Source organism: Flavobacteriales bacterium, from assembly GCA_016712535.1.
Lineage (GTDB): Bacteria > Bacteroidota > Bacteroidia > Flavobacteriales_F > PHOS-HE28 > PHOS-HE28.
This window is the reverse complement of the sequence record JADJQW010000002.1, coordinates 1,786,584-1,802,474: the sequence shown is the minus strand read 5'-3', so window position 1 is coordinate 1,802,474 and position 15,891 is coordinate 1,786,584. Positions and strand designations below refer to the sequence as shown.

The following is a 15,891-nucleotide window of genomic DNA, read 5'->3' as shown; positions in this document are numbered from 1 at the left end:
CGACTACCTGCAAGGCCTCGGCCCTAACCTCGCATCATGTTCTGGTACTGCCCGATGTGCCCGGGGTCGATGATCTGCAGGGTATTGAAGAGCTTGGTCTTCTCGGCGGGATCGGCGGGCTTGAAGAGCTCCACCAATTCCTGGTACTTGGCGTTGAAGATCACCTGCAGGTTGTAGCTGGCGGGCTTGGCCTGGTGCACGGTCTTGAGCTTCTCGATGCTCGCGGCGATCTTCCTGCGGGCAGTGGCGGCGTCTTCCGTCATGGTGTCCATTCCCTGCCGGTGGTAGTCGTAGAGCAGCTCGCGCAGGGGCCGGAATACGGGCTGCAGCTGGTTATCGAGCAGCCAGTACCGGTTGCGCTGCGCCTCGAATGCGCGCCAGCCGTCCTCCCCGCTGTTCTGCGCGTTGTTCACCACCTGCTGGGCCTGGGTGTAGAACTCGGCTCCGCCCAAGGGTGAATAGGTATCGCCATCGAGGCCGAGGATGAAGTAGGCGTAGAAGCCGAGCAGTGAACTGAGGTTGTTGATGTAGCGGTCGGGGGAGAACTCGATCTGGGTGTTCTCCAGGAAGTTGAACTTCACTTGCTCATCGACCAAGTCGAGTATCGGGCTATTGTAATCCGAACCGAAGACGGGCCGCGCGTAAATCACCTGCAAGGTGCCCTCGAAGCGGTCGGGTGCGGGCTGGTTGCTGATGGTGAGCAGCAGGTTGATGTCGACGCGTTCGGCGGGCGCGTAGTTGTAATTGGTGAAGCGCCGCACATTGAAGAACTCCTTGATGGCGAGTTCCATGCTCCGCACCACGCCGGTCTGCGCTTGGGCGATCTGCGGAGCGATCACGCTCACTTGGCAATTGAATTCCTGGGCGCGGAGCGCGTGTGGCAGGAGCAAGAGCAGTAGGAAGGCGTGGCGAAGCATGGTTCAGAGCAGTTCTTCGAGGCGGTCCAAGATAGCGCGAGCGGCTTCGCGCTTGCTCATCAACGGAAGGGCCATCGGATCCTTGCCCGGTACGAGCATGGTGATCTTGTTGGTGTCGGTGCCGAAACCGGCGCCCGCATCGCGGAGGCTGTTGAGCACGAGCAGATCGACTTTCTTGCGCACCAGCTTATCCGTCGCGTTCGCCAATTCGTTGTCGGTCTCGAGCGCGAAGCCCACGAGCCGCTGGCCGTTGGTCTTGTTGGCGCCCATCCAACCGAGGATGTCCTCGGTGGGCTCCAAGGCGATCTGCAGCGGAGCATCCTTCTTCTTGAGCTTGCCATCGGCTGCGTTCACGGGGCGGTAATCAGCGACAGCGGCGCACATGATCACAGCATCCGCATTCGGGGCGAGGGCCCTGCAGGCCGCGGCCATGTCCGCTGCGGCGATCACATCGGTCCGCGTGATGCCCGGGCGATCGAGCTTCAACTCAACCGGGCCCGAGACCAGCTCCACCTGAGCACCGCGCAAGGCTGCTTCCTCCGCAATGGCGAATCCCATCTTGCCACTGCTGCGGTTGCCGATGAAGCGCACGGGGTCGATGGCCTCCTGCGTTCCGCCGGCGGTCACCAGCATGCGCTTGCCATTCAGCTTTCCATTGCCAACGAGGGCATCGTGCATCGCGGATACGATCGCCTCCGGCTCACTCATGCGCCCTTCGCCCATCAGGCCGCTTGCCAACTCACCGCTTTCGGGACCGATCACACGAGCGCCGCGCTCACGCAGAAGGTCCAGGTTGGCCTGCGATGCGGAATCCTTCAGCATCTCCAGGTCCATGGCCGGAGCCACGAATACCGGCCTGTCATTCGGCATGCTCAGCCAAACGGCCAGCAGGAGGTTATCGCAAAGGCCATGGGCCATCTTACCGACCGTGTTGGCCGTGGCAGGGGCAATCACCAGCGCATCGGCCCATTGCGCCAGATGAACATGGTCATTCCAGGCGCCGCTGCCGTCGCGCAAGAACAAGTCCGTGAGCACGGGCCGCTTGCTCAGCGTGGCCAAGGTCAGCGGAGTGACGAAATCGTGGGCAGAAGGTGTCATCAGCACCTGCACCTCGCAGCCAGCCTTGACCAGCAGCCGCGTGAGCTGCGCCGACTTGTATGCAGCAATGCCGCCCGTGACGCCGAGCAGCACCTTCCGGTTCAGGCGGTTCTCCACGGGTGCGGAGGATGGTGGCCTGATCAGGCCTTGGGAGCCGTTGGCTCGATGGCGGGAGCCTCTTCCCCACCACGGCGCCAGTAGAGCTTGCCTTCCTGGAGCTCCTGGATCGCAAGCGCGCCGGGCTTGGGCATGCGCTCGTAGTGCTTGCTCACCTCGATCTGCTCGCGGTTCTCATACACTTCTTCGAGGTTCTCGCCGCTCATGGCGAACTCCTCGAGCTTGGTGCTCAATTCTTCCTTGATGCGCACGCTGATCTGGTCAGCGCGCTTGCCGAGGAGGGCCACGGACTCATACACGTTGCCGGTCTCGAGGTCGAGCTTGGCGACGTCGCGCGTGATGGTGGTCTTGGCTGCGGTGGTGGGCTTATTGCTCATGGTACGGGTGTGGTCTTCGTGGTCTTTTCAAGTTCGTCTTCCAGGTCCTTGCGCAGCCGTTCGGCCTGGTCGCGCTCAACACTGGCCGGATAGGCGTCGGCGAAATTACGATATGCCCGCAAGGCTTCCTGGATCCGTTCGGCGCGCTTGGCCTCGATGCTGTTCAGGGCGAGCGAATGGTCGGACTGGAGGATTCGCAGCATCGCGTCCTCACGATAGTCGCTGTTGGGGAATTGCCGCATGAACTCCTTGAAGGCCATGCTGGCGCCCTGGTACTGGCGCATGTGGAAATACTGCTCGGCGGCGTGATAGGCCTTCACCTCGAGCTTCGACCGCAAAAGGTCAATCATGTTATTCGTGCTGTCGCGCAAGCTGGTGTTCGGGAACCGCACCAGGAAAAGCTGGAAACGGTCGATGGCCGTGCGCGTATCCGTCTGATCGAGCTCGTAATTGGGGCTGTTATTGTTGTAGCAGATGGCGTCAAGGAAAGCGCACTCCTCGGCATGCTGCCCAGCCGGAAAGGTGCGCACGTAATTCTCCAGGAAATAGGACGCCATCGTGTAGTCCTTCATCAAGTAATGCGACTTCGCATGCAGGTAAGAGATCTCCTCGAAATCCGAGGTGCCGCGCTTCAGCATGATCATCTCCTCGAGCAGCGGGATGGCCCTGTCGTAGGAGCGCTTGTCGTAGTACTTCCGCGCTACGCGCTGCTTCAAGGCCATCCCGGCCGAATCACCTGGAGCCTTCAGCGCCCGATTGAACTCGCTGCAGCCTGTGAGCGTGGTGCCTCCGGCAAGCCCGAGAAAGAGCCACAGCGCACCGCCCAGAGCGGATGCCCAGAACAGCGAAAGCCGTGAAGGATTGCGGGGGCCTGTGGAACAGGTCATGCGAGCGGGGCGCGAATATAGGCGCAGGCCCTTCACCGCCAGACGGTTGAAAGCTCCTGATCAACATCCTTTGGCCCCAAAGGGAGCCCGTTACATTTGGCCAGCTTTTCCCAAGCCCCATGAACGACATCTTCGACAAGCTCCGCAAGGACCTGGGCCATATCGGCCGCCACGCCAAGGACAGCCATGGCTATTTCAGCTTCCCCAAGCTCGAAGGCGAGCTCGGCCCGCACATGACCTTCCGCGGCAAGCCCGTGCTGGTCTGGAGCCTGAACAATTACCTGGGCCTGGCCAACCACCCGGAGATCAGGGCCGTGGATGCCCAAGCCGCCAAGGACTGGGGCATGGCCTACCCCATGGGCGCCCGAATGATGAGCGGCCAGACCAAGTATCACGAGCAATTGGAGGATGAGCTCAGCGAGTTCATGGGCAAGGAGGACACCTTCCTCCTGAACTACGGATACCAAGGATGCATGAGCGCCATCGAGGCCCTCTTGAGCCGCCACGACGTGCTCGTGTACGACAGTGAGTGCCACGCCTGCATGATCGATGGCGCCCGCCTGCACATGGGCAAGCGCTTCGTGTTCCAGCACAACGACATGGCCAGCCTTGACAAGCAGCTCGAGAACGCTCGCAAGGTGGTGGAACAGACCGGCGGCGGCATCATGGTGATGACCGAGGGCGTCTTCGGCATGGCCGGTGACCAAGGCAAGCTGAAGGAGATCGTGGAGCGCAAGGCGAAGTACAACTTCCGCCTCTTCGTTGACGATGCCCACGGCTTCGGCATGGTGGGCCGCGATGGTCGAGGCACGGCCGATGCCCAAGGCGTGCAGGACCAAGTGGATGTGTACTTCGGAACGTTCGCCAAGGCCATGGCCACGATCGGCGCCTTTGTGAGCGGGCCAGAGGATGTGATCATGTACCTGCGCTACAACATGCGCAGCCAGACCTTCGCCAAGAGCCTGCCCATGCCCGTGGTGATCGGTGCCCTCAAGCGCTTGGAGATGATCCGCACGCGGCCGGAGCTGAGCCAGAAGCTCTGGCAGATCACTAAAGCGCTGCAGAGCGGCTTGCGCGAAGCCGGCCTCGACATCGGTGTGACCAATAGCTGCGTGACACCCGTGCTGATGCACGGCAGCATCCCCGAGGCCACCAATGTAGTGCTCGACCTCCGCGAGAACCATGGCATCTTCTGCAGCATCGTGGTTTATCCCGTGGTGCCGAAGGACACCATCCTGCTCCGGTTGATCCCCACTGCCGCGCACACGCTTGAGGACGTGCAGCGCACGATCGACAGCTTCAAGGAGGTGAAGAAGAAGCTCGAGGCCGGGGCGTATAAGGCCGAGCGGGTGGCGGCCATGTGACCGAAGCCATGCGCGTCGCCGTCTTCTGCGGGGCCAGCACAGGCCGTGACCCCTTCATCATCGAAGCTGCCAAGGAGATGGGACGCGCTATTGCCCGGCGCGGCTTGGGCGTGGTGTACGGCGGCGGGCACGTGGGCCTTATGGGCGCCGTGGCCGATGCGGCGCTCAGCGCTGGGGGCGAGGTGATCGGTGTGATCCCAGGTTTCATGGTGGAGAAGGAATTGGCGCATACGGGCCTTTCGGACCTGATCATCGTGCGCGACATGCACGAAAGGAAGATGCGGATGCACGAGCTCAGCCAGGCGGTGGTGGCCCTGCCAGGCGGTTTCGGCACCATGGACGAATTCTTCGAGCTGCTCACGTGGCGACAGCTTGGCATCCACGGCAAACCCATGGGCGTGCTCAACGCGAACGGCTTCTATGACCACTTGCTCGCCCAAGCAGCGCGCATGAAGGCCGATGGCTTCCTCCATGGCCCCACGCGGATCATCGCTGAAGCGGAGGTTGGGCCCTTGCTCGATTCGCTCCTAGCGACCCAGTGATAGGGACGGAATATGCCCAGCGGTGCGCATCTTCGCCATCCGCTTCCAAATCCGCGCGACCATGAACCCACGTTACGCTTCGTTCCTCCTTGCCGCCTTGACCTTGGGCAGTGCCTATTCCCAATCGGGCACCCTCGACCCCACCTATGGGAACGCTGGCATCAGCATCCTGCAGCCGGGCGATTTCCACGATGTGACCCATGACGTGATCGCGCTCGACGACAATACATCATTGATCTGCGGCGTGGCACGGGTGGATGGCCGCAATTCAATCCTCATCGCGCACTTGCTCGAGGATGGATCGCTGGACGCCGGCTTTGGCACCAACGCAGGCTACACCTTCTTCACCATCGGAGAGGAGGCCTACGGTTATGCCATGGGCCGCGACAGCCAAGGCAACATCTATGTCACCGGAATCGCTTACCCCACCTTCGCCCAAGCAGTGGTGCCCTTGGTGAAGACCGATGCCAGCGGCATGCCCGACGCCAGCTTCGGCGACAACGGCGTGATCACCTTCGCGTTGAGCGACAGCGAGGCCGAAGCCCGCGGGCTCGCCATCATCCCCGGCGACCGCATCATGCTGGGCGGCAGCTTGATCGACGCTGGCTTCGACCGCGACGCCTTCATCATGCGGGTGATGCCTGACGGCACGCCCGACGCCACTTTCGGCGACAATGGCGTTGCCGTGAACACCAGCCACGAAGGCGAGGACCTGATCACATGCCTTACGGTCATGGAGAACGGCAACACGGTGGGCGCGGGATATGCCGATGAGAGCTTCGTGATGAAGACTTTCCTGTTCATGGTGGACGGGTTCGGCTTCCCAGAGAATGGCTTCGGCACCTCAGGCCAGTTGCTGCCCGCGATCGGGACCGGCAATCACGCTGCATGGGGCATCACCGCTTCCGGCACCACCATGTGCTTGACCGGTTGGGCCGATAGTCCTTCCGGAACTGACCTGGTGGTAGCCTCCATCCGATCCGATGGATTCTTCAATCCGGCATTCAGCACCGATGGGATTCACACCCTGGATGTCAATCCTATTGATAACGGCTTGGACATCAAGCAATACGTGAACGGTGATTTCATCGTCTGCGGCACCACGGGTGAACCGGGGTTCGGCACACCGCGCGATTTCATCGTTGCACGCTTCACCAGCGCAGGAGATGCAGTGATGTCCTTCGGCACCAATGGGGCGACGGTCACCTCCATACAGGCCGATTTCGATGATGCTAACGCGTTGGCCATCCAACCTGATGGCAAACTGCTCCTTGCGGGCTTCACGGCAGGCTTCAGCACGGGCGGCGATAACGATGTGGCCGTGGCCCGTTATAATGTGGATTGGACGCTCGGCGCTGATTCCCAGATGAGCTTCTCCACCGCAGTGCATCCCAACCCCAGCACGGGCGATCTGATCACGGTCAAGCATTCTGGGAATGCCGCAGCCCAAGTGGTGTTGCTCGATGCCCTTGGCCGTGAGGCACGGAGCTTTCAGATCATCCAGCCGGATTCGCATGCGAACCTATCGGTCGCTGGCCTTGCGGGGGGGCGCTACACCCTTCGTCTGCAGTGCGCCGGCCAGGTCATGCACCATGCCTTGGTCATTGCACGTTAGGTCACCGCACTAACAGAAGGGGCCGGCTCTCGAGAGCCGGCCCCTTTCATTCGAGGTCATGCGGGCTTACAGGCCCAACTTCCCGCTGAGGTACTTGTGCACTTTGCCTACGCGCTCCACCTGCCCTTTCGCTGCGAAGCGCTCGTAGAAGCCATCGTCGCGGAACTCCCGCTTCTCATTGCTCCAAGCATTGGTCAGGCGCTGTGTCCAGCGCTGCAAGCGGGTGTCTTCGTCGCCGCGGTCACGGGCATTCAGGTCAGCGCACACGCGGATAAGCGCCTTGATGGTGACCGGTTTGGTGACATGGTAGCGGGGATCGCCCCAAGTGTCTCCGAAGGCAGCCTTGGCGGCCTTGAAGAACTCCTGCAGGATCCGGTAGCGCTTCATCACATTGGCATCGTTCACCTTCTCCCCTTTCTCGAATCCGCGCGCCACCCAGCGATGCACCTCTCCAGCTCACGCGCTCATACAGGTCGATCAGGTGGCTCTTGTTGATGCGCGTGGGCGTGCTGTTGATGATCACGAACATCTCGGCGGCGAAATCCTCGCTCTCGCCGTCGAAGATGATGCACGGCACGTGGATGGTCTTGGCCTCCTGGGGATGCGAGCGCATGTAGAACTCGAGCGCGGCCAAGCGGTGTTGCCCATCGATGATCAGGTACTTGTCCTTGGGCTCCTTCAGGTCGCCCACGTTCTTGGTGTTGCCGATGGGCGAGAAATCGAGGATGTCGCTGCTGAAGAGCAGCACGGTTCCGGGAATCGGCGGCTGAGCCACGGCTGTTTCATAGAAGTTCCGGATCGCCTTGATCTTGCCATGCGACATGGTGCGCTGGAAGGCGGCATCGCTGCGTTCGATCTTCTGGATGAATCCAGCGATGTCATCCCCTTTCTTGGCTTCCTCAGGAGCGATGCTCTTCTCTCCTTCAGCGTAGAAGCGGCTGATGAAGCGGACGCGGCGAAGGATATCCTCTGCCGGATAGGAAACGAAGTAGAAGCTGGCGTCCTTCTGGCGGATCTGGGTAGCAATCATGGCGCGTTGGTTAATAGGCGGTTCCGAAAGTAAGGGCCTTGGCGATCCGGCCAAATCGGAACGCCCTTAAGTGCTGGAAAACTGCAGATCAAAGCTTCACCAACCGCAAAACCTCCGGTGCACCGGCTTCGGGCGTAAGCCTGAGGAAATATGCTCCTGGCATGGCCCCGGAATGGTCAAGCACCAAGCGCCCACCAGCCTGTTGTTGGCCGTAACTCCCAACCAGACGGCCGGCAGCGTCAAAAAGCTCAAGGTGCAGCAGGCCGATTGACCCTATTCGGAGCACGATTTCCTCGTTGAAGGGATTCGGCAAAGCCTCAGCAAGCGCAACCTCCAGCTCTGGTCCACCGGTGCAGACTTCCACCACAAGGTCAACCGTGCTGCTGCCTGGGCATTGCCCCGGCTCGCTTGCTGTGAGCGTGAGCGGCCATTGGCCTGGCCCGAGCGCAACGGGGTTCACCATCACGACCTCGCCTTCACCCACTGCGGCTCCGCTCCAAATGCCGCCCGGAAAACCAGAGATCGGCACGGCTTCAAGATCATCGCAAAGCACCCCGACGGGTTCAATCTCGACCGTTGTGGTGGTGAGCACCGAAATGGTCTGTTCGGGGGCATTGAGCACGCAGCCATCAAGACCGACCCATGTGTAAACCACGGCATATGCACCTGCTTGAGCCGTAGAGGGGTCGAATTGGCCATTCGCATCGATCGGGGCATTCCAAGAGCCGCCTTCCGGGAAACCGGTGAACTGGAGCGGATCATCGCCCGGACAGAGTTCGAGGCTTGCTGATGGCGTCACCTCCGCCTCGTCGAGAACCTTGATGGATGCGACCTGTGAGGCCAAGCATCCTTCGAGGTTGGCGGTGTAGGTGACTAAATAGGCTCCGGCGGGAACGGTTGCGGGATCAAAGCCGCCGTTGCTCACCCCAGGTCCGGCCCAAATACCTCCTTGGGGCGTTGCATAAAGGTCCAGGTCAACCGGACCGCTTACGGCGCAAAGCACAGGGATCTCACTGATTTCGATGTCGGGGAACTGGTCATTCACAACGACCTGGATCGTATCGTAACCAGGGCATTGCGTGGGGCCTGAAGGATTGGCCGTGAGTATGACGGTATAGGTACCAGGCCCTTGGGCTGGCGAGAAAACGGCGCCAGAGGTATTCCACGACACGATATCGCCCGACCACTCAAAATCGAAAGCAACCGTGCTTCCGGTAATCAACTGGGGCCCGCTGTTCACGCAGAACGGACCAACTGGATTGATGCTGACCGGCAAGGGGGACTGCATAAGAATGGGAAAGGACTCCGCCGCACAGGCCTCGCCGGTCACATCCACGAATTCGGCCACGATGAAACTCCCTTGAAAAGTCGCCGGGTCGAAGACGCCATCCTGCTCGATGCCATACCACGTGACTTCAGAAGGCGTTGCGCTTAGTTGGATCGGTGCCTCATTCCGGCAATAAGACCCACCGATGAAGGGGCTGATCAATGGTTGATCGACCACCGCGATGGACTCCACACCGCCAACAGCGCAGCCAGCCGCTTCGTATGCAGTGTAACGCAGGTTGAAAGTGCCGGCACCTGGCAATAGGGTGCGCAAGAATTGATTCTCGAATACACCAACTCCATTCCATTGACCTTGAGCAGGTTGTCCATCAGGAAGCGACAATTCAGCCCCAATCCTGCACAATGTTGGAAGTTGCGGCAGGATGGCGGGTTCTGACGGGGCCTCGGTCACATTGAGCAACAGCAGCCAATCCTGTTCGATGCGCATGAGCAAATCATCGCGGCCATCGACATTGAAATCGGCCATGAGGAGTTGCTCTCCACGCGGCAGATCAGGCAGTTCCCGCTTGAAGCTAAACCCATCCACCGGCTCCACCCAATGCGCATAGCGCGGCAGTTCAGCGGGATTGGAGGGCACGCAGACGTAGCCTAATCCGGCACCGCAGCCCAGGTTCCCAAAGGCGGATGGACCTCCACTGAGCCACGATTCCAACTGCACCAATGGCCACTCCCCCCATTGTCCTCCCTCATCCAGCGGATTCTCCCGCCAATGGACCGAACTCATGGCTGTCTCCACGATGTCCAGATCACCATCGCCATCAACATCCATGAGCTTGGGTTTCATGAACCAATCCGGCGCATTGGGCAGGGCCAGGGTGTCCACAGACCAAACCGAGCCATCGCCCTCGACATTGCGCAGCACCAGCACGGAATTGCTGCCGTCCTGCACCAGCAAGTCAATGCCGCCCGCAAGATCAAGGTCGCCGTGCAGCACGAATTCGGGCAGGGCGCCGGTGATCACAGGTCCGATGGGCTCGAAAGGGCCGAATCCGATCCCGGTGTTCGGGGCAAACCGAAGCTGCTTCTCCTCGATGCCCGGAGCAGTCACGAGCACCATATCCAGCAAGCCATCGCCGGTGAGTTCGGCCAAGGCGATCTGGAGCAGGTCAATGGGTTCACCTGAGAAATCCCAGACCAGCACCGATTCTCCGAATGAACCGCCGCCATCATTCACGGAAAGGAATAGGCTATCTAAGAACGCATGCACGATGTCAGGCGCTCCATCTCCAGTGACGTCGGCAATGGCCCAGATCACGGACCCCTCGGTCATCGGAACGAGAAGTTCACTGGTGCCGAAGCTTCCTTGGCCATCAGAATTGGGATAGCTCACGAGACCCACGCCGAACTCCATGCGCACCAAGTCCGGATCGCCATCGTGATCCGCATCGATGGCCTCGAAGGCATCGAAACCGCCATTGGGGACAGCCGTGATGGGAGCTGCGAATTGGCAAGCCAAGCGCAAACCGATCAAGTACGCCGGAAAAAGGAGGCCTATTCGCATGGGAATTGTCAGACGGGCGGTGGAAACGGACAACGAAAGTAACTGAAAGGGCCCCAACGCCCATGCAACTCAGGCGCAAATCACCGGGATGCGCGCCTCGTTGGCCAGGATCCGTTCCTTTTCTGCATCGGCAATGTAGCGGAACTCATCACTGGCTTTCGCCATGATCGCGATGGCACCCGCACCCGCGCGCTGTGCGTATTCGATGGTGGCCTTGGCGAAACCCACGCTGAACGAGGTGGAAGGCTCGTTCACCTCACGATGACGGATGCCTTCTTGCTCCAAGCGCTCCAGCATCCGCAGCTTGTTCTTCAGGAGGATATCGCTGGGCTGTTCACCAGGCCGGACGAGCTGGAACACATCCACTTCCGCCGCCCACGCTTTGGCCTGAATGCAAACGGTATCGATGAGGCGCTCGATGTCCTGGTGGCCTGCCACAGGCATCACGATCCTGCTGAGTTCCTTGTCCACTGGGCTTTCAGCTTGCACCACGTAGCAAGGCACGGCCGAGCGTCGCACGAGTTTCAGGATATCGGCTCCGAAGATGGACTGCCTCAAGCCCCTTGGGCCGTGGGTTCCCATCACCACCAGCAAGTGCCCGCGCCCGCTCTCGGCGGCGATCTCTTCCATGAAATCGCCATCCGGCAAGAGGATGCGCACTTGTCCACCTCCGGCTTGTTCGGCACGGGTCCGGATGGCCGCCTCCACACGATCCTTCGCATCGTTGTCCCGATCGTTCTTGCCCAGCACATGGAGCAGGCTTACGCGAGCGCCCAAGCGGTCGCCGAGGGCCAGGGCATGCAGCAAGGCGGTGTCTGCTGCTGGGGTGAGATCGGTGGTGCAGAGTATGTCGGGCATGGCTTCTAGGGCGGGCCAAGATACCCGCTGCGCTCGTCGGCTGACCGCACGCCTTCATCGTAACGCAAGGATCCTATCTCAAGCCCGGCCCTGAATGCATGGCAGCAGCCCCTACATTGGCACGATCAGTACCCCCATGAGAGCCATCCTCCTTTCCGCCGCCTTGATTCCCGCGTTCGCTTCCACGGCCCAGCTGAACATCGATTTCGTGGGGCAACTCGATTACCAGGTGCTCCGCAACAGCAACCTCAGCAACCTCTGGGGCTATACGGACGAGTTCGGCAACGAATACGCGCTGATGGGCGTTTGCGGAACGGATGACCAGAACCCCGGTGGCCTTAGCGTGGTAAGCCTCGCCGACCCTACGGACCCGCAGGAGATCTTCTTCTTCCCGGGGCCCGCGAGCATCTGGCGCGAGATCAAAGTCTGGGGCGACTACGCCTATGTGACCACGGAGGCCGCCGACGGTGAACTAACCATTGTTGACCTGAGCCCGCTGCCACAGAGCACCAACCTGCCCGCCATCGTGTGGGACGCACCGGGCTGGACCACCTCGCACTCGCTTTTCATCGACGAGAACGGGCGTCTGTTCATTCATGGCGCCAACCGCGGAAATGGCGGCGTTATCATGTACGACCTCACGCAGGACCCGATGAACCCGGTGGAGGTGGGCGAATTCGACACATGGTATTGCCACGACAGCTTCGCCCGCGGCGATACGCTCTATGCCGGCCACATTTACGACGGGTTCTTCTCCATCGTCGATGTCTCGGACCCCTCGGCTCCTGTGCTGCTCGGCACCAAGAACACACCCAGTGATTTCACGCACAACACCTGGCTCGATTCAAGCGGCGATTACCTCTTCACCACCGACGAGCGAACCAATGCCTATGTGGGCGCCTATGATGTGAGCGACCCCACGGACATTACCGAAGTGGACCGCTTGCGCAGCGACAATGGCTCCGGTGCCATCCCCCACAACACCTACTGGCTGAATGGATATGCCGTCACCTCCTACTACACCTTCGGCGTTACCATCTACGATGTGAGCGATCCGCACAACATGGTGGAGGTGGGCCATTATGACACCACTCCGCTTTCCGGTGATGGGTTCAGCGGAGCCTGGGGCGTGTATCCCTATTTCCCATCAGGCAACCTGATCATCTCCGACATGCAACGTGGGCTTTTCGTGCTCGCGCCCACCTACGTGCAAGCATGCTGGCTCGAAGGCCCTGTGACGAATGCAGTGACTTCGGCCCCGGTGGGCAATGCCACGGTGCAGATCTCCGGCACTTCCGCAACGGACAACACTGACGTAAGCGGCCAGTATGCCACGGGCTTCGCCACGGCAGGAAGCTATACGGTCATCGCTTCAGCTCCGGGATACTACCCAGCCACCATCAATGGTGTGCAGCTCGTGAACGGCCAGGTGACCGTATTGCCGATTGAGTTGGAGCCGATGGTCCCATTCGATGTGACCTGCAGCGTGGTCACCCAGGGCACTGGGGTTCCGGTGGAAGGTGCAACAGTGGTGATCGAGAGTCAATCATACAGCTACACCGGCACCACTGATGCCAGCGGCAATTGCACCCTGCAAGGCGTGTTCGCAGAAAGCTATTCGATCACGGCTGGGCGCTGGGGCTGGCATACCTCCTGTATCGCGCCCGCGCCGATGAGCCCTTCGAGCAACAGCTTCCAAGTGCAGCTGCCTGCGGGCTATGCCGATGATTTCGCCCTCGACCTGGGCTGGACGGTAAGCGGCGATGCCACTTCAGGCCAATGGGAGCGCGGGGTTCCCGAAGGCACCAGCTTGGGCAACGACCCCAGTAATCCATCCTCGGACGCAGCTGCCGATTGCGGCGAATCGGCTTTTGTTACCGGCCTGAGCGGCGGCGGTGCAGGGGACAATGACGTGGATGGCGGAAGCGCAGTGGTCACCTCTCCCCTATTCGATGCCACGGGCGACGGCGCGGCCCACGTGCGCTACGAGCGTTGGTTCGTGAATGGCGGCGGCAGCGGCAACCCCAATGATCAGCTCTTGATCAGCCTGGATAATGGCAGCACCACGATGACCCTGGAGACCATAACCGCCAACGGCGCTAGCAACGGGACCTGGCTTTCCCGCGACTACCGGATCAGTGACTTCCTGGAGCCCACGGCCACCATGAGACTGATCGCATCCACGGCCGATTCCAGTCCCGGGCACGTGGTGGAAGCCGGCTTTGATGTATTCGAGCTGTACTATGTGGATGACACGGGCATTGAAGACGCCACGGCGCGCGTGCTCCTGTTCCCGAATCCATCAGATGGCATGGTGCGCGTGCAGGCCATGGGCATCGGGGCCGGCACCTATGATGTGATCGATCACGCGGGGCGCGTAGTCGTGCTGGGGAACTGGCCGTCTTCAGGGGTGCTCGACGCCGACTGGGACCTCGCGCCCGGAGCTTATACCCTGAACATCACTGGGCAGCACAACGGCAGTGCGCGCATAAAGCTGATCATCACGCGCTAGCGCTTGGGCTTCTCGCCATCGCAGTGCTCGATCAGCATGCGGTCAACCTCGGGAATCTCGGCGAGTGCCTTTGCCAGTGTGAGATCGTCGCAAGCCTTTGCGCGCTCGCCTTTGCGCAAGCGAAGAATGGCCCGCGTGCGCAGTGCGAATGGGTTGCTCGGATAGTTGCGCAGGCTCCGGTCGAGCACTGGCCAGGCATCCGCATCCCGTTCCAGCTTGGTCAGCGCGTACGCCTTGTGGCTCATGGCAACGGGCTCGTCCTTATCTGAGCTGAGCGCTCGATCGGCCATGCTGATGGCTTCCTCGTACCGACCGAGCATGTTCAGCTCGTTCGCGCGGTTGGTCCAATTGCCCATATCGCTTGGATCGAGCTCACAGAGCCGCTCCAGCACGCGAAGAGCCTCGGCGTACTGGCCCTCGCCATCGTAGAGCCTGGCCAACGTCCGCATGGCCGGAACATCCTCCAAGCCGAGGGCCCAGGCTTGAGCAAGGTCGGCAGCGGCTTCCGCATAATGCTTCCGTTCTGCACGCGCCTCTCCGCGCACATTGAGCGCCTTGGCCTTGCTGCGGTCGTTTCGCGCATGCTCAATGGCCCGGGCGCCATGGAACTCGGCCCGGTCGCTATCATTGGCCTGCAACGAATAGATGCCGCGCTGGAAGTGCGCTTCACCATTGGTGCTGTCCATGCGGAGCACGCGGTCGATGTCCTGCACGAAGCGCTCCATGCGATCGAGCTTGTAATAGGCCCGGGAACGGGCAAGCAAGGTGGCAGGCGTAGCCTCGCGCTTCACGGCCTGATCGAAGATGTCGAGCGCGCGCTGGGGCTTATCGGCGTCCAAGAGCGAATCGCCGCGGATCAGCAGCAGCTGCACGCTCTGGGCGCCGGCAAGGTGCGAAAAGGCCACCGAAATGGCGAGCATGGAAGCCAGAAGAACAGGACGCGCGATTGAGCTGCCGTTGTGCATCATCCGGCGGCTAATGTACAGGAGGGAGCCGCCCGCCTCCGATGGATCACCAACTGCCGCCGGCCCCACCGCCGCCGAAGCTTCCCCCACCGAAGCCGCCGAAACCGCCACCGCCCCTGAAGCCACCGCCGGTGAACCCGCCCGAGCGATGCCCTCCACGACCGCGATTCATCTGGCTCAACAGCCACATCGCCGTCCAGAAATCGACCCTGTTGGTGCGGGCATAGCGCTTCACGCCGCTGCGCCAGGAGACCGCCATGATCACCAAGATCCCGATCACCACGAGCACGGCGCCCCATGGCACATGCTTGCGGCCATAGCTGGCGTGGTCGATCACCTTTGGCCAGCGGGAAGATCACGTTCAAGGCAGCATCGATTCCTTGCGCGAATTCACCTTGCTTGAATCGGGGGATCACCTCGTTATCGACGATCCTCCGGCAGGTCGCGTCTGGGATTGCGCCTTCGAGTCCGTAACCGGTAGCGATGAAGACCTTGCGGCTGCCTGCGCTGCCCGTGGGCTTGATCAGGATGACAATCCCATTGTCGAAGCCCTTCTGCCCGATGCCCCAGCGCTCGCCGATGCCGAATGCGAAGTCCGCAGGCTCTTCGCCGCAGAGGGTATCCACGATCAGCACGAGGACCTGATTGCTGGTCTCACGGGCGAACGCCACGAGCCGGTCGTTGATGCGCTGCTCCTCCTCGGCATCCAACAGCGGAGCATAGCTCCAGAGCAACTTGTCCTGTTGGCGCTTCCTAGGGAC

The 15,891-nt window shown here is 61.1% G+C and carries 14 protein-coding genes; 4 read left to right on the top strand and 10 right to left on the bottom strand.

What is annotated here, in order from left to right:
- Positions 1 to 23: 23 nt before the first annotated feature.
- The 4 genes from IPK70_07405 to bamD are packed head-to-tail and all read right to left on the bottom strand — an operon-like array spanning position 24 to position 3,396.
- Entirely contained in the window at positions 24 to 917 is an 894-nt protein-coding gene (locus IPK70_07405) for a DUF4835 family protein (protein MBK8226987.1), read from the bottom strand.
- Between the two features lie 3 nt (positions 918 to 920).
- Positions 921 to 2,120: a bifunctional phosphopantothenoylcysteine decarboxylase/phosphopantothenate--cysteine ligase CoaBC gene (gene coaBC / locus IPK70_07400; protein ID MBK8226986.1), complete on the bottom strand. Its 1,200-nt coding sequence runs from the start codon at positions 2,118 to 2,120 to the stop codon at positions 921 to 923.
- Positions 2,121 to 2,155: 35 nt separating this feature from the next.
- Complete coding sequence (locus tag IPK70_07395; GenBank protein ID MBK8226985.1) at positions 2,156 to 2,509, bottom strand: DNA-directed RNA polymerase subunit omega; 354 nt, start codon at positions 2,507 to 2,509, stop codon at positions 2,156 to 2,158.
- A complete protein-coding gene (bamD, locus tag IPK70_07390; protein ID MBK8226984.1) occupies positions 2,506 to 3,396 on the bottom strand; it encodes an outer membrane protein assembly factor BamD in 891 nt (296 codons plus the stop codon). The genes IPK70_07395 and bamD overlap by 4 nt, the downstream gene beginning before the upstream one ends.
- Before the next feature lie 119 nt (positions 3,397 to 3,515).
- On the opposite strand from bamD, the gene IPK70_07385 reads away from it, so the two are divergent.
- The 3 genes from IPK70_07385 (at position 3,516) to IPK70_07375 (ending at position 6,917) form a co-directional block, all read left to right on the top strand.
- Positions 3,516 to 4,760 (top strand): aminotransferase class I/II-fold pyridoxal phosphate-dependent enzyme, encoded by a 1,245-nt coding sequence (locus IPK70_07385; protein MBK8226983.1) that lies wholly within the window; start codon positions 3,516 to 3,518, stop codon positions 4,758 to 4,760.
- An 8-nt stretch (positions 4,761 to 4,768) separates the two neighbouring features.
- The gene (locus tag IPK70_07380) at positions 4,769 to 5,302 is read left to right on the top strand and encodes a TIGR00730 family Rossman fold protein (GenBank protein ID MBK8226982.1); all 534 of its coding nucleotides are present in this window, start codon (positions 4,769 to 4,771) and stop codon (positions 5,300 to 5,302) included.
- A gap of 61 nt (positions 5,303 to 5,363) precedes the next feature.
- Positions 5,364 to 6,917: a hypothetical protein gene (locus tag IPK70_07375; protein MBK8226981.1), complete on the top strand. Its 1,554-nt coding sequence runs from the start codon at positions 5,364 to 5,366 to the stop codon at positions 6,915 to 6,917.
- 66 nt (positions 6,918 to 6,983) lie between these two features.
- On the opposite strand, the gene IPK70_07370 is transcribed toward IPK70_07375, so the two are convergent.
- From IPK70_07370 to IPK70_07355, 4 genes are all read right to left on the bottom strand, one after another.
- On the bottom strand, positions 6,984 to 7,184 hold the full coding sequence (locus tag IPK70_07370; GenBank protein MBK8226980.1) for a hypothetical protein: 201 nt from the start codon (positions 7,182 to 7,184) through the stop codon (positions 6,984 to 6,986).
- Positions 7,174 to 7,947 (bottom strand): DGQHR domain-containing protein, encoded by a 774-nt coding sequence (locus IPK70_07365; protein MBK8226979.1) that lies wholly within the window; start codon positions 7,945 to 7,947, stop codon positions 7,174 to 7,176. The genes IPK70_07370 and IPK70_07365 overlap by 11 nt, the downstream gene beginning before the upstream one ends.
- Before the next feature lie 88 nt (positions 7,948 to 8,035).
- Complete coding sequence (locus IPK70_07360) at positions 8,036 to 10,795, bottom strand: T9SS type A sorting domain-containing protein (GenBank protein ID MBK8226978.1); 2,760 nt, start codon at positions 10,793 to 10,795, stop codon at positions 8,036 to 8,038.
- A 69-nt stretch (positions 10,796 to 10,864) separates the two neighbouring features.
- Positions 10,865 to 11,653: a universal stress protein gene (locus IPK70_07355; protein ID MBK8226977.1), complete on the bottom strand. Its 789-nt coding sequence runs from the start codon at positions 11,651 to 11,653 to the stop codon at positions 10,865 to 10,867.
- 136 nt (positions 11,654 to 11,789) lie between these two features.
- On the opposite strand from IPK70_07355, the gene IPK70_07350 reads away from it, so the two are divergent.
- Positions 11,790 to 14,165: a choice-of-anchor B family protein gene (locus IPK70_07350; GenBank protein ID MBK8226976.1), complete on the top strand. Its 2,376-nt coding sequence runs from the start codon at positions 11,790 to 11,792 to the stop codon at positions 14,163 to 14,165.
- Here the strand turns inward: IPK70_07350 and IPK70_07345 are convergent.
- Both IPK70_07345 and IPK70_07340 read right to left on the bottom strand, forming a co-directional pair.
- Positions 14,162 to 15,085: a tetratricopeptide repeat protein gene (locus tag IPK70_07345; GenBank protein MBK8226975.1), complete on the bottom strand. Its 924-nt coding sequence runs from the start codon at positions 15,083 to 15,085 to the stop codon at positions 14,162 to 14,164. The genes IPK70_07350 and IPK70_07345 overlap by 4 nt on opposite strands.
- A gap of 44 nt (positions 15,086 to 15,129) precedes the next feature.
- Positions 15,130 to 15,840: a TPM domain-containing protein gene (locus IPK70_07340; protein ID MBK8226974.1), complete on the bottom strand. Its 711-nt coding sequence runs from the start codon at positions 15,838 to 15,840 to the stop codon at positions 15,130 to 15,132.
- Between the last annotated feature and the right edge of the window lie 51 nt (positions 15,841 to 15,891).